We start from the raw sequence: 22071 nt of genomic DNA, 5'->3' as shown, positions 1-22071 counted from the left end.
GGTATATTTTGTTGATCCCGCTAATACGGGATCAACATTTTATCGTTACTTCAGGGCGCCAGGGGAGAAGAAATCCACAATAGCACCGGTTTTTTGCATATTAAGTGTGGCCTGTTGAATATTCTGTTGTGCAACGGATACAAATAAAGCATCTAATAGTGTGAGTTGTAATATACGCGCGGAGGCGTTACGCCCTAATAAAGGGGTCTCTGGTGCTGGCGAACAAATAATATAATCAGCGAGTTTGGCAATGGGTGAATGATAGCTATGGGTAATGCAGATAATCTTCGCACCGTTCTTTTTCGCTAACTCTACTGCAGCTTTCACATCGCTGGTGCGTCCTGAGTGTGTTACCACCAGCACTACGTCTCCCTCTTTCAGCAGCGATGCTGACATCATCATGATATGGGCGTCCTGATAGGACTGGCAGCGCACGCCGATACGTAAAAACTTGTGCTGGATGTCGGCACAAATGGCGTTAGAGCCGCCGACGCCGTACAGATCGCGCTGGTTAGCCTGAGCGAAGAAACGTGCTGCGCGATGAATTTCATCCACATTAACAATCGACTGGCCTTCCATAATGGTGCGAAGCGTAATGTTGAACACTTTATTAACCACATCCTGTGGTGCTTCATCAAAGGCGAGTTCAGCGGGGAGCACCTGCTCGGATTGAGAGAAGTAGTCCACAAGCGCTGCGCGCAGAGTACGAAAACCGCTAAACCCGAGCAGCTTGGCCACTTTGACGATCATCGCTTCCGAGACCAGCAGTGTTTCGGCAACATCTTTAATTGCCGGCGCACCGCTCAGGTTACCTGGCTGAAGCAGCCAGTCGACGATACGGCTCTCGTTGTCGGTCATCCCTTCCTGTTTCATACGCAGGTAAGGTGCCAGACCGATGCCATTAGGCAGCTCTTTTTCAAATTCTGACTGACTCATCGCTCTCTGTTGTCCTTAAAAATGAAGACGACACTATATCATCACAACCTTCCCGGGAAATATGTTGCCAACTTCACAATATTTATAAATTCATAAAGTTTTATTGGTTGTGAAGTTTTGGGCTGTGCGTTGTTGCTTCATTCGTTGTAAATCAATTACTTAATTTATTTGGCATTGAGTGGACTAAGACTTACAGGCAAACTTAACCATCAGGTCAGGGTTGAAATGCGATCCTCAGGGGTGTAGAACACGCTCAGAACGCGATGATTTTGTGGTTTTATTGCACAACTAACCGGTCTTAAATCACAAAATACATCGTGTTCGTAAAGTTTACTCACTGAGAGGCAAATCATGAAAAGGATTGCGTTTGGTTGCGATCACGTTGGCTTCATACTGAAAGAGGACATACTGGCCCATCTGCGTGGGCGTGGCGTAGAGGTGGTGGATAAGGGCACCTGGTCGCCCGAACGCACCGATTACCCGCATTATGCCAGCGCTGTTGCGACCTCCCTGCTCGACGGTGAGGTTGATGGCGGCATCTTAATTTGTGGTACCGGCGTTGGGATCTCTATTACGGCCAACAAATACCCCGGCATTCGTGCAGTGGTATGTAGTGAGCCTTATTCTGCGCAGCTTTCAAGGCAGCATAACAACACCAATATCCTGGCATTTGGCTCACGTGTTGTTGGCCTTGAGCTGGCAAAAATGATTGTCGATGCCTGGCTCAATGCAGAATTTGAGGGCGGGAGACACCAGGTGAGAGTGGAAGCGATAGGGGTGATTGAACAGGCGCAGAAATGAGATTCCTCCGCTACCCCAGCCAGCTGTTGTTCATTACCGTAAGGCCAGTCCACCTGCGAGTCTGGTCTTATGAAACGTTACTCTACCGCTCTGTTATTTGGTCTGCTGTCACTTACCAGCCAACTGGCTCACGCCGATGTTATTGATGAAGCCATTGGCAATATTCAGCAGGCGATCAACGATGCCTATAACCCCAGCAGCAGTCGCAGTAGCGATGATGACGACGATCGCTACGATCGCAGCCGCCAGACCGACAGCCGTCAGTATGACGATCGCCGCAGGCAACTGGAGGATCGCCGTCGCCGTCTGGATGAGCGTCAACGCCAGCTGGATGATGACAGACGTCAGTTAGAAGAAGATGAACGCCGGTTAGAAGACGATTACGATCGCTGATACGCGCGGTTTAGCATCCATACGCCTCGCCCTCTCATTCAGAGAGGGAGTGACCTAATCCAGCAACAACGTCATTCCGTCATATCCCGCCTCGAACCCGTCGGGTAGCGGGTTATCCATCATCCATACGTCGAACTGATGACTGATATGGGTCAGGATCACCTGTGGACAGCCGATGATCTCATTTAAGGCAATAACCGTATTCAGATCGCAATGGTTGCGCGGCGTTTCGTCACGCGGCTCGTGGCTGCAGTCGATGATCATCGCCTGCGGCCGGTTATTGAGCAGGAATTTTACCGTTTTATCGGGTAATCCGGCGGTGTCGGAAAGCCAGGCCACACGGCTGTGGGCGGACTCCAGCAGGTAGCCAAAGGTGATTTTCGAGTGATTCAGCGGCAACGGTGTGACCCGCAGGCCCTGCAGTTCAAACACCACAAACGGCTCTACCGTATGGCTGAAATCCAGAATCCCCGGGTGTTTAAACAGGTCGTCACACCCCGCCTCGTCTGGTGGGCCGTACACCGGAACAGGGGCACCGACGCCCCAGCGCAGGGGGAACAGCCCCTGGACGTGATCCATATGGTAGTGGGTCAGTAAAAACTGCTGAAAGCTGCCTGCCGGCCAGTCGTCCATCAGGTGCGGGATACCGGCGTCCAGCAGCGTTACCGCATCGTTGAATTTGACTACCGCGCTACAGGGGCGACGGCGATGGTTATCCTGCAGACGCGCCCGGCGACACGCGGCGCAGTCGCAGCCAAACACCGGCACCAGCTGAGCGCTACCGGTTCCCGTTAACGTAATCGTCAGACTCATCGTGCACCTCTACAACAGTTTGGTGAAACGAAAATGGCTCTGCGTATACCCTTCACGCGCATAAAAACGGTGAGCGTCCAGGCGCTTCACGCTGGTGGATAGCTCTGTCAGTTCAGCGCCCGCCTGCCGCGCCACGTTCTCCGCCCAGGCCAACAGCTGGCTGCCCACCCTGAGACCGCGCGCCTGCGGCATGACCACCAGCTCCTGGATCTCGCCAATCCATCTGGCGTGGTGCAGGTGAAACTGCATATGCAGGCCAATCATGCCCACCACCTGGCCGTTTAATTCAGCCAGCTGGTAGCGCATATTGTGGTCCTGCAGATTGGCAAGATACCCGGCGTGGAACGCCTGATGATCAAACTCACTCTGCTTGAGTTCGCAAATCAGCGCGTAAACAATCTGCGCATCGTCGGCAGTGGCGGGGCGAAGCTGGCAGTCAGGCATGCTGTTTCTCCTTCTGACGGATAAGCGTTAAAAAGTTATCGACTGACTGTAGCAAACTTCCGTCGTTATTGAGGATATGACAGTTCGATGGGGTATAGCGCGCCGCACGTTCAAGCCGCTGCTCGATCTCTTTGGCGTTTTCGCGACCCCGGCTCTGCAACCGGCTGCGCAGCACATCAGGCGAGACCTGCAGACAGACCGGCAACAGCGCTGCTTCATAGCGGGCGCGCGCTTGTTGAAGGTGTGCGCGTGAGCCGTTGACCAGCACGTCGAACCCGGCGTGCAGCCACAGGTCTGTCTCGATGCCTATCCCGTAGTAATAACCGTTGGCGTGCCAGCTAAGCGCCAGCAGATTTTGCCCGGCGCGCGTGAAAAATTCCGGCTCGCTCAGGGCGATATGGTTCTCACTCCCGGCATTCGCCGCACGGGTGATATAGCGGTGCGCAACCAGAAGCTGGGGATGTTCCCGCTGCCGTAACGCGGACAGCAGGCTGTCCTTACCAGAGCCTGACGGCCCCATTAGCCAGATTAGTCTTCCCATCAGAACACCCGTTTTCCCTGACGCCAGACGTGGTCGATATGGATGTGCTCGCCCTTACGGTGAACCAGCACCAGATCCGCCCGTTTACCTTCAGCTATCTCTCCACGATCGTGAAGATTGAGTGCCGTTGCCGGGTTTTTCGTTACCAGACGAATCGCCTGCGGTAGCGTAAAGCGATTGTTTTCGTCAGCCGCGACCCGGAAGGCGGCGTCCAGCAGGCTGGCGGGGTAGTAGTCGGACGAGAGGATATCCAGCAGACCTAGCGACGCGAGCGCGCTTGCCGCCACGTTGCCGGAGTGGGAGCCGCCGCGCACGATATTCGGCGCCCCCATCAGGACGTTCATGCCGTGGGTGCGTGAGGCTTCTGCTGCTTCAAACGTGGTGGGAAATTCAGCGATTACGCTGCCAAGCTGGTGCGATTCGCGCACATGTTCATGCGTCGCATCATCATGGCTGGCTAAGGCAATGTTGCGATCCCGACACATGGCGGCAATGGAGAGCCGGTTTGGTTGAGACCACTGGGCAGCAAGCTGTCGCTGTTCCTCTTCATAACGCGCCATTTCCTCGTTGGTCAGCGCGTATTTTCCCTGATAGTACTCGCGGTATTTCTCTATTCTGGCGAACTGACGCTGCCCCGGCGAGTGGTCCATCAACGAGACCAGTGAGACCGGCTCGCGGTCCACCAGCTTTTCAAACAGCGGCAGAGTGGTGTGATGCGGGAGTTCACACCGCAGGTGCAAACGATGCTCGGCGCGGTTAAGGCCGCGTTTTTGCGTCTCTTCCACGGCGTTGATCATCTTCTCGAGGTTTTCCAGACGGTCGCCGCCGTCGCGCACGTCGCCAATCGCTACGGCGTCCAGCACGGTGGTGATGCCGCTGGCGACCATCAGCGCGTCATGGCTGCTCATTGCGGAATGAGCTGGCCAGTCGACTTTCGGACGCGGGGTAAAGAATTTATCCAGATTATCGGTGTGCAGTTCGATAAGGCCCGGCAGCAGCCAGCCCCCTTCACCGTCCATCGCTTCCGGGGCGCGGCTCTGGGTTTCCGCAAAGGCGCGGATCTCTCCGGCCTGGATCTCAATCGAGCCATCAACGACTTCATTTTCCAGCACCAGCTTTACGTTATTCACGATCATGCGAGCGTCCCCATCGGGTGCAGCCTGTCTGCGACGCGGGAGCGAACGGTGTCGTCGTGGAAGATCCCCACGATCGCCGCGCCGCGTGCTTTGGCCTGTTCGATCAGTTCAACCACCGCCGCGCTGTTCTTGCTGTCGAGCGAGGCAGTGGGTTCATCAAGCAGTAAAATCGGGTAGTCGACGATAAACCCGCGAGCGATATTCACCCGCTGCTGCTCGCCACCGGAAAAGGTCGACGGGGCAAGGTGCCAGAGGTGTTCCGGTACGTTCAGGCGCGTGAGCAGGCCGGCGGCTTTCGCGGCGCAGGTTTCGCGCGGAACGCCCAGGTCCAGCAGCGGCTGCATGACCACGTCCAGGGCGGAGATCCGTGGGATCACCCGCAAAAACTGGCTGACCCAGCCGATCGTCGAGCGGCGCACGTCCAGCACCTTACGCGCCGGCGCCTGCACCAGATCGACCCATTCATTGCCATGACGAATATAGATGTGGCCTTCGTCCGGCAGATAGTTGGCGTACAGGGAGCGCAGCAGCGTCGATTTGCCGCTGCCGGAATGGCCGTGCAACACCACGCATTCACCCTTGCTAACCTCCAGAGAGGCGCTGTGCAGGACCGGCAGGCGCACGCCGTTTTGCTGGTGGAGCACAAAGGTCTTACTGACATTTTCTACGCGGATCATGGGGGCCTCTTAATTCTGCAATACCGATGACACCAGCAGCTGGGTGTACGGATGATGGGGATCGTCGAGTACGCGGTCGGTCAACCCACTTTCCACCACCTGACCCTGCTTCATCACCAGAAGACGGTCCGCCAGCAGGCGGGCAACGCCTAAATCATGGGTGACAATCACCACGGCCAGGTTCAGTTCCACCACCAGGCCGCGCAGCAGGTCGAGCAGACGCGCCTGAACGGAGACGTCCAGCCCACCGGTGGGTTCGTCCATAAACACCAGCTTCGGGTGAGTGACGAGATTGCGGGCAATCTGCAGGCGCTGCTGCATACCGCCGGAGAAGGTGGTGGGCAGGTCATCAATGCGCGAGGTGGGGATCTCCACATCGCTCAGCCATTGCTGTGCCGTGGCGCGGATGTTGCCATAATGGCGTGCGCCGGTGGCCATCAGCCTTTCACCGATATTGCCTCCGGCCGAGACCTGCCGGCGCAGGCCGTCCATGGGATGTTGATGCACCACGCCCCATTCGGTGCGCAGCAGGCGACGGCGTTCGGCCTCGCTCATGCCGTACAGCGACCGGCCCTCATATAAAATGTCGCCCTTTTGCGGCGTCAGTCGTGCAGAGATAGATTTCAGCAGGGTGGTTTTGCCCGAGCCGGACTCGCCGACAATGCCCAGCACCTCGCCCGGCCACAGCTCAAACGAGACGTCGCTGAAGCCTTTGCCCGGCGCGTAAAGGTGGGTCAGGTTATTAACCGAAAGCAGCGGTTTCATTGGCTTTTCGCCTCGCTCTGTTGGCGGCAGAAGTCGGTGTCGGAGCAGACAAACATCCGTTTGCCCGTGTCATCCAGCACCACTTCGTCCAGATAGCTGTGTTTTGAGCCGCAAATGGCGCACGGCTCGTCCCACTCCTGCACCGTAAACGGGTGGTCGTCGAAATCGAGACTCTCCACGCGGGTGTAAGGCGGTACGGCGTAGATGCGTTTTTCACGCCCGGCACCAAACAGCTGCAGGGCAGGCATCATGTCCATCTTCGGGTTGTCGAATTTGGGGATGGGGGACGGGTCCATCACGTAGCGTCCATTGACCTTGACCGGATAGGCGTAGGTTGTGGCGATATGGCCGAAGCGGGCGATATCCTCATACAACTTCACCTGCATGACGCCGTACTCTTCCAGGGCGTGCATGGTGCGGGTTTCCGTTTCACGCGGCTCGATAAAGCGCAGGGGCTCCGGAATAGGCACCTGAAAAATCAAAATCTGATCTTCCGTCAGCGGCGTTTCCGGAATGCGGTGACGGGTCTGGATCAGCGTCGCATCTTCGGTTTTTTCGGTGGTATTGACGCCCGTCACCCGTTGAAAGAACTGGCGAATCGACACGGCGTTGGTGGTGTCATCAGCCCCCTGGTCGATGACCTTCAGCACGTCCGACTCGCCAATGACGCTGGCGGTCAGCTGAATGCCGCCGGTACCCCAGCCGTATGGCATGGGCATTTCGCGGCCGCCGAACGGCACCTGATAACCGGGGATAGCCACCGCTTTCAAAATGGCGCGGCGGATCATGCGTTTAGTTTGTTCATCCAGATAAGCAAAGTTGTAGCCGCTTAAGTTAGTCATGTGCGCGCTCCCGTTGCAGGCGTTTCAGCAGTTCCAGTTCGGCCTGGAAATCGACGTAGTGCGGCAGCTTGAGGTGGGAAACGAAGCCCGCGGCCTCGACGTTATCCGCATGGGCCAGCACGAACTCTTCGTCCTGCGCCGGGCCGGAGACCGCTTCACCGTAGTCCGGTGCCAGCAGGGCACGGTCGACCAGCGCCATCGCCATCGCCTTGCGCTCACTCATGCCGAACACCAGCCCGTAACCGCGGGTAAAATGTGGGGACTCGTTCTCGGGGGCGACAAATCCATTCACCATTTCGCATTCGGTCATGAGCAGTTCGCCGACGTTCACCGCAAAACCCAGCTCTTCGGGCACGATCTCGACGTTAAGGTAGCCGCTACGAATTTCCGCCGCGAACGGATGGTTGCGGCCGTAGCCACGCTGGGTGGAGTAGGCCAGCGCCAGTAAATACCCCTCGTCGCCGCGCATCAGCTGCTGCAGGCGCGACGAGCGTGAACAGGGGTAAACCGGCGGCGTGCGGGTGATATCGTCAGGTTGCGCGCCGGTATCGTCTTCGGCCTTCGCCAGACCCTGTTTCGCCAGCAGGCTAAAAACGTGTGGGGAGGGAACCTGCTCTGCATCCGAGGTGCTCAGCTGGGGCGTTTCGCCGTTCGCCAGCAGGGTGAAATCCAGCAGACGGTGGGTGTAGTCATAGGTGGGCCCAAGCAGTTGACCACCGGGGATGTCTTTATAGACCGCCGAAATACGACGTTCCAGACGCATTTCTGCCGTATTGATCGGTTCGCTCACCGCCAGTTTCGCCAGCGTGGTGCGATAAGCACGCAGCAGGAAGATGGCTTCGACGTTGTCGCCGCTGGCCTGTTTCAGCGCCAGCGCCGCCAGTTCGCGATCAGCGACGCCGCCTTCAGTCATTACCCGGTCGACGGCCAGATTGAGCTGTTGCTCAATCTGGGTGACGCTGAGCTCGGGAAGCGCGTCATCACCCCGTCGTCTGTGCGCCTGCAAGGCATGGGCGGCGGCGATAGCCTTCTCGCCCCCTTTGACGGCAACGTACATCAGCACACCTCCACATGAGTGGTACGAGGGATGGCCAGCAGGCGTTCTCCGCAGGTGAGGATCAGGTCAATACCGAGTGGGAACGGGTGCGGGCGTTCAGTCAGTTCATGAATGATGCACTCCGGCAGCTGTGGCGCGACCATGCGCTCTTCGGCAATACCCGCCCCCGTGAGGCGCAGCATGCGGCCACCGCTCAGGCTTGATACCTGCAAAATCAGCGTGGCGCTGGTCTCCGGTGCCACCGCGCTTCCTTCGCTCAGGGCATTAAGCTGCTCGTGGCTGATTTGCTCGTCGGCCACGGCAAACACCGCCTGCCGGGGTTGTTCAACCAGCGGGGCGTTGGTGTGAAAGCGCAGGTTCTGGCTGGCGATATCATTCGATAACGCGCCAGAGAGCCACACCGGGGTGTCGTTGTCGGCGAGCGTCAGCAGAACGCTGGTGGTCGCCAGATTCAGCGGCAGCCAGCCCTGAGAGAGCTGATGCAGCGAGACGATGACGCCCGGCTCGCTCATGGCTTTCAGCAGGCGACGAAAACTTTGTTGGGCATCCTGGACGGCCAGGGTAAAAGCGGGTTGAAGCGTCATGCGTTATCTCCGCGAACGAGCGTAAAGAAGTCGACCCGGCTGGTGTTTATCTGGGCCTGGCGGGCGGCAATCAGTGCAGCACGGTCGGCTTCCAGCGGGGCAATAAGGGTTTCCATCAGGGTCTGGAAATGAGGTTGTTCCTGTAACAGGGCGTCAATCACCGCGCAGCGTTCGGCGTGTGGTTTGTCGCGCCCGAGCACGTAGCTGTAGCCCAGCGTGCCGCTGTTCAGGCGGATCACTGCGCGGGTGAGGGTGGCATCGCCGGCGAAGAAGCGCTCACCGGTACCGCCCATACGCGCCTGGATCTGCACCAGACCGATTTCCGGCGCGCGGATGAGGTCATATTCCGGCGTCAGATTCAGCGCCTGCATGCGGTCCGAAAGCGCTGCGGGCTGGCTGTGCGCCAGGACGCCCATCCAGCGCTGGCGGGTGGAGGTATCGAAATGCATTCAGTGCTCCATGGTGAATTCGATCATGTCGGCGCGGGTCAGGCTGACGGAGTATTCCGTCGCGTCTATTTCGCCGTCACGGTGGTTGAGGGTGCGAACGCAGAGCAGCGGAGCCATGTTGGGGATCTCCAGCACGTTGCTCTCTTTGGCCTGCGCGCGGCGGGCGCTGATGCGCGTCTGGGTACGTTTAAGCGCGATGCCCGTGGCATCCTGAAGAAAATCATGCAGCGAGCCGCTGGAGAAATTTTGCAGCACCGGCCACAGCGCCAGGTCGGCGAAGTAGTGGTCTATCTGGCACACCGCCACGCCGTTGACCCGACGCAGGGTACGCAGGTGGATGACATTGTCGCCCTCCTGAATGCCCAGCGCGTCCGCGACGTGGCTTGAGGCCGGGCGCAGCACCGACAGCAGTTTTTCGCTGGTCGGGTGGCTGCCCTGATCCAGCAGGTTCTGGCTAAAACGCGCCTGCGCATTGAGCGGATAGTCAAACGGACGCATCAACACCAGCACGCCGACGCCCTGACGGCGCTGCACCCAGCCGCGCTCGACCAGCTGATCAATGGCGCGGCGCAGCGTGTGTCGGTTCACTTCATAGCGGTCGGCAAGCTGCTGCTCGGCAGGCAGGTAGTCTCCGCAGCGGTAGTGGGTGCGAAGTTCCACCTCGAGCTTTGCCGCTATCTCTTGCCAGCGGGTGGGGTAACTGGTCGGATGTCTGGATAAGTGCATACAAATCAAAGCCTCGCTTCTCAGATGAAGTGCTTACGCAAACGTTGAGACATAAAATCCAGCAGGCTGACGGTGATGATAATGAGCACCATCAGGGCGCAGGTTTGCTGGAACTGGAACCCGCGAATCGCTTCCCACAGCGTGACGCCAATACCGCCTGCGCCCACCATGCCGACGACGGTGGCGGAACGAACGTTGGATTCGAAACGGTACAGGGAGTAGGAGATCAGCAGCGGCATCACCTGGGGCAGTACGCCGAAGAGAATCTCTTCAATTTTGTTGGCGCCCGTTGCGCGAATCCCTTCGACCGGGCCCGGCTCGATAGCTTCCACCGCCTCGGAGAGCAGCTTGGAGAGCACGCCGGTGGTATGAATAAACAGCGCCATCACCCCGGCGAACGGACCCAGGCCGACGGCCACCACGAACAGCATGGCAAAGACCATTTCGTTAATGGCGCGGCAGGCGTCCATCAGGCGACGCATCGGCTGGTAAATCCACCACGGTACGATGTTCTCGGCGCTCATCAGGCCGAACGGAACAGAAAGGATGACGGCCAGGGCGGTGCCCCAGACGGCGATTTGCAGAGTGACCGCCATTTCGCTGAGGTAATCCTGCCACTGGCTGAAATCAGGCGGGAAGAAGTCGGCGGCAAAAGTGGCCATATTGCCGGCATCTTTAAACAGCAGCAGCGGATCCATTTCCGCGCCCTGCCAGGAGATAACGAGCACCGCAAGCAAAATGGCCCAGCTAAAAAGCGAGAACCAGCTGCGTTTCGGCGGTGGGAGGGTGATGGTTTGCATGTATGCCCCTTTGGTCTGAATGCCCTCTCCCACCGGGAGAGGGCGGTAAGCGTTATTGCACCGCTTTATTCACGCTACTCATGGCGCCGAGCGCCGCGGTCAGGCGTTCAAGGTCTTCGAGCTGAGCCTGAATCGCAGCCACTTTGCTGCTCTTCTCCTCCTCCTTCAGGCCCTTGTTGTCCTTCACGCCCTGCATCTCTTTAAACAGCGCCAGCTGGCGAATCGGGACCAGCTGCAGGTCGCTTGACGGGCGGAAAGGTGCCCAGCCCAGGCGTTCCAGAACCGTTTTTTCTTCCGGCGTTTTGCCGTAATTCATAAAGAAGTCGTACACCTTGTCTTTGGTGGTCTCAGACAGGTTTTTGCGCCAGACAATGGGGTCGCCCGGGATCAGAGGGGATTTCCAGATAACCTTCAGCGCTTTCAGCTTGTCCGGTGCCGAGGTTTTCAGCTTGTCGAGGTTCTCGGTGTTGTTCGTGGCGACATCCACCTGCTTATTGGCCACGGCCAGCGCGTTGGTTTCATGGCTGGCGTTCACGGTGCGCTTAAACTCGCTGGCAGAGGCGTTGTTTTTAGCAAAGACGTAATAGCCCGGCACCAGGAAACCAGAGGTGGAGTTGGGATCGCCGTTACCAAACGTCAGCTCTTTACGTTTGGCGAGCATGTCGTTCAGGTTGTTAATGGGGCTGTCTTTATTGACGATCAGCACGCTCCAGTAACCCGGAGAGCCATCCGCGGCAACGGTCTGGGCAAAGACCTGGCCGTTCGCGCGATCCACCGCTTCCATGGCGGAGAGGTTACCGTACCAGGCGATGTCGACTTTGTTAAAGCGCATCCCCTGGATGATGCCCGCATAGTCCGGGGCGAAGAAGGCGTTCACTTTGATCCCCAGTTTGGTTTCCATATCTTTCAGGAACGGTTCCCACTGAGGTTTCAGGTTCTGCTGTGATTCCGTCGAAATAATGCCAAAGTTCAGCGCTTTTTCCTGCTCCTGGGCGTACGCAGGGCTTAACAGAGTGCTTATGCTGAACATGCTGGTAAACGCCAGCGCGGCAACGGCTTTGTAGCTCATGTACTTTCCTCGGATCGGTTTTAATTAAGCAGCCTGCGCGTTCTCTTCGACGCGGTTAATGCTGCGGTAGAGATGGTCGAAACGGTCGTTATCAAACTGATGGCTTGGGCCATCAAAGAACACATGCCCCTGACGCAACGCGACGATGCGCTCGCAATAGCGCAGGGCGTAATCCACCTGGTGCAGCGTCACCACTACGGTGATGCCGTCGTTTAGGTTGATGTCGCGCAGGGTTTCCATCACGATGCGAGCCGATTCCGGATCCAGCGAGGCGATGGGTTCATCGGCAAGAATGATTTGCGCTTTTTGCATCAGGGCACGGGCGATCGCCACGCGCTGCTGCTGTCCACCGGACAGGGTGGAGACGCGCTGGTGGGCGAAATGCGCCATTCCGACGCGGGTCAGCGCCTGCAACGCTTCCTGCTTTTGAGAGGGGGAGAACCAGCGCAGACAGGTACGCCAGAACGGGGTGCTGCCGAGCGCGCCAATCAGCACGTTCTCCAGTACCGTCAGGCGATTGACCAGGTTGAACTGCTGGAAGATATAGCCCGTCTGGGCGCGGCTTTTGCGGATATCCCGCGCCAGGCGTCCTGCACGCTGCACGGTGTTGCCCAGCAGCTCGACGTGGCTTTCTGAGGTCTTATCACAGGTGATAAGGCCGCTTAAATGACGCATAAGGGTGGATTTACCAGAGCCGGATGGCCCCAGGAGCGCCACCATTTCGCCCTGCTGGACGGTCAGATCAACGGCATGCAGGGCCTTGTTGTGATGAAAGGTCTTGCTCAGTTTCTCGACGCGGATAACAGTTTGCATATGCTGGGCCTCACAATAAATGTGGCCTCATGCTGGCGCATCAATATGACATTTGGGTTAAGTCTCGGTTGCGGGAGTTTGAAGAGTTGAGGGGAGTTTGATGACAGGCGGGGGCAGACTGCCCACCGCCAGAAGATCACTGCTGTTGCTTAACGACGTTAATCATCCACGGCACGCCGTATTTGTCGGTGACTTTACCGAAACCGTGCGCCCAGAAGGTCTCCTGCCAGGCCATTTCGATATGGCCTTCCGCGGCCAGATTGTCGAACCAGCGTTTGCCTTCTGCCACGTCCTGGGTGTCCAGCACCAGCGTGAACCCGGCATACTGCGCTTTGCTGCCGGGCGGCTGCCCATCACTCATCATGATATCGCTGCCCGCAATGCGAACATTCGAGTGGGCGATCGCCGAATCCGGAAACTGCATGCCAGACGGACAGCCTTCTTCGCTGCTGTCGCCTTTTGGCATTTCACCGAAGGTGATTTTATAGAGGAGCTCTGCGCCGACGGCGTGCTGATAAAAGGCGGAGGCCTCGGCACAGTTACCGGCGAAAGAGATGTAGGGACTTAACGGCATAATCTATACCTCACGTAAGAAGAGCCCGTTAAGTGTAGTTCTCGCCAGCCCGGTAAGCGAAGCGCCACCGGGCGGGTAAATCAGTTCTTTTTCACAAACTCTGATTTCAGTTTCATCGGGCCAAAGCCGTCAATTTTGCAGTCAATATTATGGTCGCCTTCTACCAGACGGATATTCTTCACTTTAGTGCCGATCTTCAGCATGGAAGAGCTGCCTTTAACCTTCAAATCTTTAATCACGGTGACGCTGTCGCCATCAGCCAGCAGATTACCGTTCGCATCTTTTACAACAAGCGTATCAGTATCGTGCGACGGCTCGGCGTCATTCCATTCGTGAGCGCATTCCGGGCAGATGAACATGCCATTATCTTCATAGGTGTATTCAGAATTGCATTTCGGGCAGTGTGGGAGTTGCATTAGGGTATCCTCAAAAAGTGCGTAACACGCTGGAAAGTGCCAGCAAAATGACGGCTGGGTGCCGAAAAAGGGGGCAAGTATAACGCAAATCCACACCGTTGTCGGTGATATTCTATTTAAAAAAAAAGCAAAAAGCGTGTCGCCAGTGACATTTCCTGTCAGTCAGTTAAGCGATGCTTACGGCATTAACACGGTGGAAAGAAATGGCAGTAAATATATCGAATATTTTATTGCAGCAAATTGCTACGCACCTCCATTTCGGATAAGGTGAAGCGACACATTGTTATTTATCTCCTGACTTCCCCGTCATCCATATCTTATGGCGGTGACGCATTACCTCTCTTTTTAGGTGGGTAAATAATGATGATATATCCTGAAGTTTCTTAAAAATGGGCCAGGCTTTTATCTTTTGGCTGTCATGCCAGAGGGGAAGCTTTACACGCCATGCAAGGATAGCGATTTATTTCTGATTATCTTCAATCAGTTATATTTCGGTGAACATGTTTTCCACACGTGATCATATAAGCCTGAACAACATAATTAAAACCAGTGGCTTAATAAAAGTAATAAATTTGCGTTAAGGAAAGGCTTTTATCATGCACACACAGACCATTTTTGAATTAAGCCAGGAAGCAGAGCGTTTGTTACAGCTCGCCCTGCAAAATCTTGATACTTTGAAATCAATGCCGACGGCGAAGCTAGAAAGCACCGCCGCAGCCATTACGGGTGAAAAGAACAACGTCTTACCTTTGCATTTTAGTGCGCGGGGTGTCGAAGCCCAGCAGGCTATGCTGAATAATGAATTACGGAAAATAACCCGTCTGGAAATGGTGCTGGCAATTGTGGGCACCATGAAAGCGGGGAAATCGACCACCATTAATGCCATTGTCGGAACCGAAGTGTTGCCGAACCGCAACCGACCGATGACGGCGCTTCCGACATTGATCCGTCATACGCCGGGTCAGAAAGAGCCGGTGCTCCATTTTGCTCACGTCTCTCCTATCGATGAATTAATCCTCCTGTTACAGAAAAAGCTCTGCGATTACGATCGCGGGAAGCTGGCGCAGCGTCTGGAAATTGATAAGGACATGATTACGCTGCTGGAAAGAATTGAAAAAGGTGAGGCTTTCGAGAAGCATCACCTTGGTGCGCAGCCGATATTTCATTGTCTGAAAAGCCTTAACGATCTGGTGAGGCTCTCACAGGCGTTGGGCGTCGAGTTTCCGTTCTCTGAATATGCGGCCATCGAACACATTCCGGTGATTGAAGTGGAGTTCGTGCATCTCGCGGGTCTGGATGCCCACCTTGGGCAACTGACGCTGCTTGATACCCCCGGGCCGAATGAGGCCGGGCAACCGCATTTGCAAAAAATGCTGAGCGAGCAGTTATCCCGCGCGTCGGCGGTGCTGGCGGTGATGGATTACACCCAGCTCAAATCGATTTCCGATCAAGAGGTCCGGCAGGCCATTTCAGTCGCCGGTAAATCGGTGCCGCTGTATGCGCTGGTCAATAAATTCGATCAGAAAGATCGTAACAGCGACGATGAAGAACAGGTTAAAGCGATGATCTCGGGCACCCTAATGAAAGGGAATATTTCGCCGGGGCAAATTTATCCCGTTTCGTCGATGTGGGCGTATCTGGCGAACCGCGCCCGTTATGAGATGACTACCCACGGTCAGCTACCGGATCACAAGGAGCAGCGCTGGGTTCAGGATTTTGCCGAAGCCGCGCTGGGACGCCGCTGGCGTACGGAGGATTTGGACGACATCGACCATATTCGTCATGCTGCCGATTTGCTGTGGGAAGATTCGTTATTTGAACAGCCGATCCGCAAGCTTATTTATGCCGCCTATGCCAATGCATCGCTCTTCGCTCTGCGTTCGGCGTCGCATAAGCTGCTTAACTACGCCCAAAATGCCCGGGAGTACCTGGACTTCCGCTACCAGGGGCTGACGGTCGCTTTTGAGGCGCTGGAATTGAATATTGCGCGCCTGGAAGAGGACATGGCCCTGCTGCATACGCGTCAGCGCGTGGTGAGCGACGAAGTGAAGCATGAAGTGGAGCAGGCGCTTAACGCCACCGCTGACTTTATGATGTCGCAGAATACTTCACTCCAGCAGGCAATTAGCCATGTGTTTAGCGCCCGCTCTGTTCTCGACCTGGCGGGCATCGAACCGCGGGATCTTCGCCGTGACGAGCCGCAGGCGCTGAAACAGCTGGTACTGGATGATGAAGGACAGGCGCAAATTGCGCTGAGTAAAATCCGCTCCTCCTGCGAGCTGATCATGCTGGATGCGCAGACGAAGATCGGCCGGGAGCTGGCGTTACGCTTCGATCAACTGGAGTCGACGCTGGCGCGCTCGCTGAATGAAGCCATGCGGCCAATCGAAACGCGTATTAAAGAACAACTCAGCCATGCGGGTTTTCGCGCGCGGATAAGCTTCCCGGCGTTTCAGGCGCATCAACTTAACTTCAACACCCGGGCGCTGTTTAACGATGCCATTGCGCAGGACCACCGCCCGGCAGGCCAGCCAGCGGGCGCGGCGAGCATGCGTGAAACCGTCTCTCGCTGGCTGAATAACCCGGGCTGGGGCTGGGAAGATTATGTTGTTGCACGCACACGCTATGTCATTGACATTGAACAGCTGCATGAAAAATTCAAGCAGCATATCGATCAGTTCTGTGAACAAATCCGTAAAGCTTTGACCGCCCAGGTCGATGTCTCTGTTACGGCGGGGATGGCAACGTTCTTTGCGGAATTTTCGTTATGCCTGACCGGGTTACAGGAAAGTTTGCGTGATAGCCTCGCAGTACGTCAGCAAAATGAGCATTCGACCCGAGCGCTCAGCCAGCTGTTAAAGCAAAGTATCACGACTGCGACGTGGATACAGGAAGATACCCGACTGTTACGCGATGATATTCAAACCCTATTCGCGGCAGAACAACCATGACAACACAACTACTGGACGGCCCCGGGCGAACGCTGGAGTGTATTCATCCAAAATTTATGGTCGATCTGGTTCAGGGGGTAGACGCGGCGCGTCATCCCCACCCGGGACCACAACAGCTGCAGTTTCGTGAGCGTTTGACCCAGGAGATCATGACGCATACCCGGCTACGGCCCTGGGCGATGGCGGGTATGCTTAATGAAAATGCGGCGCTGCGCCTGGGGCTGGCGGAAAAGCTGGCCGGTATGCTTGACCCCGGGCACCTTGCGCTGACGCTGATGGCAGACAAATTGATTGCGCTGCGTCAGCAGACTAACCCGCGGGCCCAGCAGTCGCCCGGCCTGATTCAGCAGTACGCTGAGCTTTCCGCTCATTTTACGCAACGAGCCGCCTATAAAGAGAAGGCGCTCTCCCAGCGAGGGCTGACGGTGCAGGCGGGTGAGCACAGTGAACAAATTTTTACCCGCTGGCGAGCCGGTCACTACGATGGCTGGTCGCTGGCCGGGCGTTGCTACGTCGTCCTGGAAGAGCTGCGCTGGGGCGCATTTGGTGATGCCTGTCGCCTGGCGAATGAAGACGTGGCGGCGATGCTCAAGGATAACTTACGCAGTATGGCGGCAAACTATCTTGCGCAGGGCATCAACGCTTCTCCTTCCACCCGCCATTTCTACCATCAGTGGCTGACAACGCCCGCGTCGCCGGGATTGATAGATCATAAAGACATGCTCGGCTGGCTGGGCGACTGGTGTCAGGCGGATAACCATCCGGTGAGCTGGTCGGTGACGCAAAGCTGGCACACTGTCGCGCTGGGTATGCCGAGGCTGTGCTCGGCAAAACGGCTTGTGGATGGGATGGTGGAAGAGATTTTTGGTGGCTGAAATCCCCCTCTCACCGGGAGGGGGAGCACCGGTTAGTGGTGTGTTTCAACAGGCTTAGGCTCTGTCTGAACCTCAGCAACATGTCCGACGCGTTTTGCGTACAGAGCGGTGATGATGGGAACCAGAATCGCGGTCACAATCACGCTGGCTGCAACCAGTGCCGTCGCGGACGCGGCCACCGGTTCAAAAGCCGGGTTAATCTGCGCAATGATTACCGGGTTGGCCACGGCTGCACCTGCGGCTGAAGAGGCGGCTATCCCCGCCGTTCCGTTTCCTCCCCCAATGACCCGGTCGGCAATAATCAGCGGAATACCGGTGATGATGATAACCGCCACGCCCAGCACGATACCCAGCAGACCCGTATCGAGGATGACATTCAGGTTGATGGTGTTACCCAGCGCAAAACCGAAGAACGGGATCAGCACCGGCGTGGCTTTGCTGAAGAAATCACGCAGATCGTGATCCAGGTTACCCAGAGCAAAACCGATCAGGAAGGGCAGGATCGCGCCGATAAAGTGGTGGGGTTCAAAGGACGCCAGGCCAGCAGAGCCCAGAATCAGCATGGTCATCAGCGGACCGGACTCCAGAGACATCAGGACAAATGCACCTGACTCTTCTTTGGTGCCGTACTGGTTCATCAGGCTGGCATACAAACCGCCGTTGGTCATATCCATCGCAGAGACAATTGCCAGAACCGATAATCCGGCGAAGAATCCGGTCTGAATTCCATTCTCCGGAATGAACATCGCACAGATCATTGCCACTACCCAGGCCACGGCAATTTTCGTAATCACCAGCGTGCCGGATTTCCGTAATACGGTGCCTGTTGCCCGTAAATTAATTGAGGCGCCGATACAAAAGAACCAGACGGCCAGAATGGGAACGGTGCCCGTAATCATCCCTTTTGTGAACCCGCCAAAATAAGCGCCGGTTTCAGGAGCCAGGGTATTCAGGATAGCGCCCAGTACAAGCGGAACCAGCATCATACCGCCCGGTATGCGTTCAATCGTGGCTTTAATCTTCATAGATAACCCTCAAATCGTATCCCGCATGGCGGGCGGCAAAAACTAAAAAATAAATCAATAAATTCAATGAATTGAATGTCTTTGGGTTCGATGGTGTCATTACCCATGCAATAAAACTAAAAAAGCGATCCTGGTAAACGCGGTGCCACAGCACCGGGAACGTGGTATTCGGAATTATCATGCGATCATTGGAATGATGATTCAATGAAAATAAAACAGTGTTTTAGTTATCTGCATCACATATTGACGTAAACGTTTTAAACGCGCGTCGGAGGGTTAGAATTTATGTAAATCTGATGTGAAGTAATGGGGTTTCATTTTCCGTTGTCCGGGAAATAATGATGTGTGTGAGGATGTGTTTTTATGGCGATTGAGAACGTGCAGATTTGCGCTAATTGACAAAAACTGCAGCCAGCTGACGTAACATAAATATATGTGTGAAGTTGATCACAAATATAAACGCTGGTAGGGTAAAAAGGTCATTAACTGCCCAGGCAGGCGTCAACAGGTTCGGTTGTATCGACGTAAAACGTCAATGTAAGTAAACCTGCTACGCTTGAATAAGGCGATTCGCATGGAGCGGATCCCATGGTTCACAGATCACATACGGGACTGTGAAACGGACAGGGCCGAGTCTACGAGGATAGCTATGCTCAGAAGGAAAAAAATCAAACCCATCACGCTTCGCGACGTCACCATTATTGATGATGCCAAACTGCGCAAAGCGATCACCGCCGCCTCGCTGGGTAATGCGATGGAATGGTTCGATTTTGGTGTTTACGGCTTTGTGGCCTATGCGTTAGGTAAAGTGTTCTTCCCCGGCGCCGACCCCAGTCTGCAGATGATTGCCGCGCTGGGTACGTTCTCCGTCCCCTTCCTGATTCGCCCGCTGGGTGGTCTGTTCTTCGGTATGCTTGGCGATAAATATGGTCGCCAGAAGATCCTTGCTATCACCATTGTCATTATGTCGATCAGTACGTTCTGTATCGGCCTGATACCGTCCTATGCCAGCATCGGCATTTGGGCTCCGATTCTGCTGCTGCTTTGTAAGATGGCCCAGGGCTTCTCCGTAGGCGGTGAGTATACGGGTGCCTCTATCTTTGTCGCAGAGTATTCCCCGGACCGTAAGCGCGGCTTTATGGGAAGCTGGCTGGACTTCGGCTCGATTGCCGGGTTTGTCCTGGGGGCGGGCGTAGTGGTGCTGATTTCTACCGTCGTCGGTGAAGAGAACTTCCTCTCCTGGGGCTGGCGTATTCCGTTCTTCCTGGCGCTGCCGTTAGGGATTATCGGTCTTTACCTGCGTCATGCTCTTGAAGAAACGCCGGCGTTCCAGCAGCACGTTGAGAAGCTGGAGCAGGGCGACCGCGAAGGGCTGCAGGATGGCCCGAAAGTCTCCTTTAAAGAGATTGCGACGAAGCACTGGCGCAGCCTGCTGACCTGTATTGGTCTGGTCATCTCCACGAACGTGACCTACTACATGCTGTTGACCTACATGCCGAGCTATCTGTCGCATAACCTGCACTATTCAGAAGACCACGGTGTGCTGATTATTATCGCCATCATGGTGGGTATGCTGTTTGTGCAGCCGATTATGGGGCTGTTGAGCGACCGCTTTGGCCGTCGACCGTTCATTATTCTGGGGAGTGTCGCGCTGTTTGCCCTGGCAATCCCGGCCTTTATTCTGATTAACAGTAATGTGCTGGGTCTGATTTTTGCCGGTCTGCTGATGCTGGCGGTGATCCTTAACTGCTTTATCGGGGTGATGGCCTCGACGCTGCCTGCGATGTTCCCGACACACATTCGGTACAGTGCGCTGGCGGCTGCCTTTAACATCTCGGTGCTGATTGCCGGTCTGACCCCGACGCTTGCCGCCTCTCTGGTGGAAAGTACGCAGAACCTGATGATGCCGGCTTATTACCTGATGGTTATCGCGGTGATTGGTTTGATTACCGGTATTACCATGAAGGAGACGGCGAATCGTCCTCTTAAAGGGGCCACGCCTGCGGCGTCTGATATCCAGGAAGCGAAAGAGATCCTGCGCGAACACTACGATAATGTAGAGCAGAAGATTGAAGACATTGATGCAGAGATTGAAGAGCTGCAGCAAAAACGCTCCCGCCTGGTGGACCAGCATCCACGAATCAACGAGTAATAAAAAAACCCGCCGCTGGCGGGTTTTCTTTTATTAGCAGCCTGCGGCGATGTAATCGCCATTGGCACTGATGGGGAGTACCGTCAGGAACAGCACGGTCGCGAACAGGATCAGGACTATCCCGCCGGCTATTTTAAAGACCGGAACCAGCCAGCTGAGTGAAGCCCCGCCGCCAAACCAGGCCACCGTCCGCTCTCGGGCATAACGTACCGCCAGTGACAGGCCCATAATCGACAACGCCGTTCCCAGCGACATGGTCATGACCGCGGCCATCCCCCAGGTAACAATACCCAGCGCATTTGAAAACATCAGGATCATGATCGCCCCGCTGCACGGACGCGCACCAATCGCCAGTATGACGCCCAACCGGGTTTTCCAGTCGCCTTGCGCCAGATCTGCACCTACACCGTGATGACCACAACCACAGTGTTCATTATGCTGATGAAGGGGCATGATGGCTGAGATAGCCATCCGGCGAGGCCGCAGGCTTTTCAGCGCCTGGTAAATGACAAATACACCAAATGCACCGATGAGCACCGCGCTTATCTTCTCGACGTACCAGCGGCTGGTACTGATATCCCCCGATGCGAGGTTAAACCCTACCGCCAGAATAAAGACAAAGAGAATGGCGCTGACGCCCTGCATCAGGCTGCCAAGAAAAGGAACGACCCGGGCGGCCCGTTCGCTTTCTTTATTTGTCGTGAGGTAGGTCGTCACAATGAATTTCCCATGCCCCGGCCCGATGGCGTGCAACACGCCATAGAAGAAGGCGCCGGTTAATAGCCATAACCCGCCGCTGTACTGGTGGTTGTTAAGCTGGAGCAGGTACATCACCAGATAACGGTGCAGGGTAATTTGCGTGGCAAGGCACCACTGAAGAAAGGTGTTCCAGTGCGTATGCAGGGCAAACCCGGCTAAGAGGATCGCCAGCAACATGATGCCTGCTGTAGGAAGGCGCCAGTCACGAGTCAGTTGTTGTGTGGTCATGGGGTGGCCTGGTGGGGGAATATTTGTCGCTAGTATAGTTGATCTTGCCTGTTAATCCGTAGGATCGCACAGAGATCCCGCCTCAATTGTGGATAAGTCTGTGCGTAAAAGGGTATAAAGCGGGGTTTTGCTGGGGAATACAGCAGTCAGTCATCTTTTTGCAACTTTTAGGTTGCGGCCTGCAGAGAACTCCCTATAATGCGCCTCCATCGACACGGCGGATGTGAATCACTTCACAGATAACC

24 protein-coding genes are annotated in these 22071 nt (G+C 55.9%); 5 read left to right on the top strand and 19 right to left on the bottom strand.

Annotation, left to right across the window (positions count from 1 at the left end):
* Nucleotides 1-45: 45 nt before the first annotated feature.
* Nucleotides 46-936, bottom strand: coding sequence for a D-allose utilization transcriptional regulator AlsR (gene alsR / locus QLG09_RS11050; RefSeq protein WP_014168252.1), 891 nt, complete (start codon nt 934-936; stop codon nt 46-48).
* 351 nt (nt 937-1287) lie between these two features.
* Here alsR and rpiB point away from each other — a divergent pair, with 351 nt between their 5' ends.
* Together rpiB and yjdP are read left to right on the top strand one after the other, a co-directional pair.
* Nucleotides 1288-1737, top strand: coding sequence for a bifunctional allose-6-phosphate isomerase/ribose-5-phosphate isomerase RpiB (gene rpiB / locus QLG09_RS11045; protein ID WP_032681899.1), 450 nt, complete (start codon nt 1288-1290; stop codon nt 1735-1737).
* A gap of 69 nt (nt 1738-1806) precedes the next feature.
* Nucleotides 1807-2130 (top strand): DDRRRQL repeat protein YjdP, encoded by a 324-nt coding sequence (gene yjdP / locus QLG09_RS11040; protein WP_014168254.1) that lies wholly within the window; start codon nt 1807-1809, stop codon nt 2128-2130.
* A gap of 54 nt (nt 2131-2184) precedes the next feature.
* Here the strand turns inward: yjdP and phnP are convergent, their stop codons facing one another.
* The 16 genes from phnP to QLG09_RS10960 all read right to left on the bottom strand — a co-directional run bounded on the left by phnP (nt 2185) and on the right by QLG09_RS10960 (nt 13836).
* Nucleotides 2185-2943, bottom strand: a complete 759-nt coding sequence (gene phnP, locus QLG09_RS11035; RefSeq protein WP_040018698.1) for a phosphonate metabolism protein PhnP — start codon at nt 2941-2943, stop codon at nt 2185-2187.
* A gap of 9 nt (nt 2944-2952) precedes the next feature.
* Nucleotides 2953-3387, bottom strand: coding sequence for an aminoalkylphosphonate N-acetyltransferase (gene phnO, locus QLG09_RS11030; protein WP_014168256.1), 435 nt, complete (start codon nt 3385-3387; stop codon nt 2953-2955).
* Complete coding sequence (gene phnN, locus QLG09_RS11025; protein WP_040018699.1) at nt 3380-3931, bottom strand: ribose 1,5-bisphosphokinase; 552 nt, start codon at nt 3929-3931, stop codon at nt 3380-3382. The genes phnO and phnN overlap by 8 nt, the downstream gene beginning before the upstream one ends.
* Nucleotides 3928-5064 (bottom strand): alpha-D-ribose 1-methylphosphonate 5-triphosphate diphosphatase, encoded by a 1137-nt coding sequence (gene phnM, locus QLG09_RS11020; RefSeq protein ID WP_014168258.1) that lies wholly within the window; start codon nt 5062-5064, stop codon nt 3928-3930. The genes phnN and phnM overlap by 4 nt, the downstream gene beginning before the upstream one ends.
* Nucleotides 5061-5741 (bottom strand): phosphonate C-P lyase system protein PhnL, encoded by a 681-nt coding sequence (gene phnL / locus QLG09_RS11015; protein WP_020882817.1) that lies wholly within the window; start codon nt 5739-5741, stop codon nt 5061-5063. The genes phnM and phnL overlap by 4 nt, the downstream gene beginning before the upstream one ends.
* A 9-nt stretch (nt 5742-5750) precedes the next feature.
* Nucleotides 5751-6506: a phosphonate C-P lyase system protein PhnK gene (phnK, locus tag QLG09_RS11010; RefSeq protein ID WP_020882816.1), complete on the bottom strand. Its 756-nt coding sequence runs from the start codon at nt 6504-6506 to the stop codon at nt 5751-5753.
* Nucleotides 6503-7348: an alpha-D-ribose 1-methylphosphonate 5-phosphate C-P-lyase PhnJ gene (phnJ, locus tag QLG09_RS11005; protein WP_014168261.1), complete on the bottom strand. Its 846-nt coding sequence runs from the start codon at nt 7346-7348 to the stop codon at nt 6503-6505. The genes phnK and phnJ overlap by 4 nt, the downstream gene beginning before the upstream one ends.
* Nucleotides 7341-8405 carry a carbon-phosphorus lyase complex subunit PhnI gene (locus QLG09_RS11000; protein WP_049022207.1) on the bottom strand — a complete coding sequence of 355 codons (1065 nt, stop codon included), beginning with the start codon at nt 8403-8405 and terminating at the stop codon, nt 7341-7343. Before QLG09_RS11000 ends, phnJ begins: the two co-directional genes overlap by 8 nt.
* Entirely contained in the window at nt 8405-8989 is a 585-nt protein-coding gene (phnH, locus tag QLG09_RS10995; protein ID WP_014168263.1) for a phosphonate C-P lyase system protein PhnH, read from the bottom strand. Before phnH ends, QLG09_RS11000 begins: the two co-directional genes overlap by 1 nt.
* Entirely contained in the window at nt 8986-9438 is a 453-nt protein-coding gene (gene phnG / locus QLG09_RS10990) for a phosphonate C-P lyase system protein PhnG (RefSeq protein ID WP_020882814.1), read from the bottom strand. The genes phnH and phnG overlap by 4 nt, the downstream gene beginning before the upstream one ends.
* Nucleotides 9439-10164 (bottom strand): phosphonate metabolism transcriptional regulator PhnF, encoded by a 726-nt coding sequence (gene phnF / locus QLG09_RS10985; protein WP_032679404.1) that lies wholly within the window; start codon nt 10162-10164, stop codon nt 9439-9441. It lies immediately after the preceding gene.
* A gap of 20 nt (nt 10165-10184) precedes the next feature.
* Nucleotides 10185-10964: a phosphonate ABC transporter, permease protein PhnE gene (gene phnE / locus QLG09_RS10980; protein WP_025206369.1), complete on the bottom strand. Its 780-nt coding sequence runs from the start codon at nt 10962-10964 to the stop codon at nt 10185-10187.
* Nucleotides 10965-11016: 52 nt separating this feature from the next.
* Nucleotides 11017-12033: a phosphonate ABC transporter substrate-binding protein gene (gene phnD / locus QLG09_RS10975; protein WP_049022213.1), complete on the bottom strand. Its 1017-nt coding sequence runs from the start codon at nt 12031-12033 to the stop codon at nt 11017-11019.
* Nucleotides 12034-12057: 24 nt separating this feature from the next.
* The gene (gene phnC, locus QLG09_RS10970; RefSeq protein ID WP_014168268.1) at nt 12058-12846 is read right to left on the bottom strand and encodes a phosphonate ABC transporter ATP-binding protein; all 789 of its coding nucleotides are present in this window, start codon (nt 12844-12846) and stop codon (nt 12058-12060) included.
* A gap of 136 nt (nt 12847-12982) precedes the next feature.
* Nucleotides 12983-13420 carry a VOC family metalloprotein YjdN gene (gene yjdN, locus QLG09_RS10965; RefSeq protein ID WP_014168269.1) on the bottom strand — a complete coding sequence of 146 codons (438 nt, stop codon included), beginning with the start codon at nt 13418-13420 and terminating at the stop codon, nt 12983-12985.
* An 80-nt stretch (nt 13421-13500) separates the two neighbouring features.
* Nucleotides 13501-13836, bottom strand: a complete 336-nt coding sequence (locus QLG09_RS10960) for a zinc ribbon domain-containing protein YjdM (RefSeq protein WP_020882810.1) — start codon at nt 13834-13836, stop codon at nt 13501-13503.
* A 596-nt stretch (nt 13837-14432) separates the two neighbouring features.
* On the opposite strand from QLG09_RS10960, the gene crfC reads away from it, so the two are divergent.
* Nucleotides 14433-16787: a clamp-binding protein CrfC gene (gene crfC, locus QLG09_RS10955; RefSeq protein WP_020882809.1), complete on the top strand. Its 2355-nt coding sequence runs from the start codon at nt 14433-14435 to the stop codon at nt 16785-16787.
* The gene (locus tag QLG09_RS10950) at nt 16784-17662 is read left to right on the top strand and encodes a diguanylate cyclase regulator RdcB family protein (RefSeq protein WP_014168272.1); all 879 of its coding nucleotides are present in this window, start codon (nt 16784-16786) and stop codon (nt 17660-17662) included. The genes crfC and QLG09_RS10950 overlap by 4 nt, the downstream gene beginning before the upstream one ends.
* A 32-nt stretch (nt 17663-17694) precedes the next feature.
* On the opposite strand, the gene kdgT is transcribed toward QLG09_RS10950, so the two are convergent.
* Nucleotides 17695-18687 carry a 2-keto-3-deoxygluconate transporter gene (gene kdgT / locus QLG09_RS10945; protein ID WP_014168273.1) on the bottom strand — a complete coding sequence of 331 codons (993 nt, stop codon included), beginning with the start codon at nt 18685-18687 and terminating at the stop codon, nt 17695-17697.
* Nucleotides 18688-19336: 649 nt separating this feature from the next.
* Between kdgT and proP the strand changes: the two genes are divergently transcribed.
* Nucleotides 19337-20839 carry a glycine betaine/L-proline transporter ProP gene (gene proP, locus QLG09_RS10940; RefSeq protein WP_020882807.1) on the top strand — a complete coding sequence of 501 codons (1503 nt, stop codon included), beginning with the start codon at nt 19337-19339 and terminating at the stop codon, nt 20837-20839.
* 33 nt (nt 20840-20872) lie between these two features.
* Here the strand turns inward: proP and QLG09_RS10935 are convergent, their stop codons facing one another.
* Nucleotides 20873-21826 (bottom strand): nickel/cobalt transporter, encoded by a 954-nt coding sequence (locus QLG09_RS10935; protein ID WP_049022218.1) that lies wholly within the window; start codon nt 21824-21826, stop codon nt 20873-20875.
* Nucleotides 21827-22071: the final 245 nt, after the last annotated feature.

This window comes from Enterobacter sp. V89_11 (assembly GCF_029967775.1).
GTDB classification, from domain to species: Bacteria; Pseudomonadota; Gammaproteobacteria; order Enterobacterales; family Enterobacteriaceae; genus Enterobacter; species Enterobacter ludwigii.
This window is presented reverse-complemented; position numbering and strand designations above follow the sequence as displayed.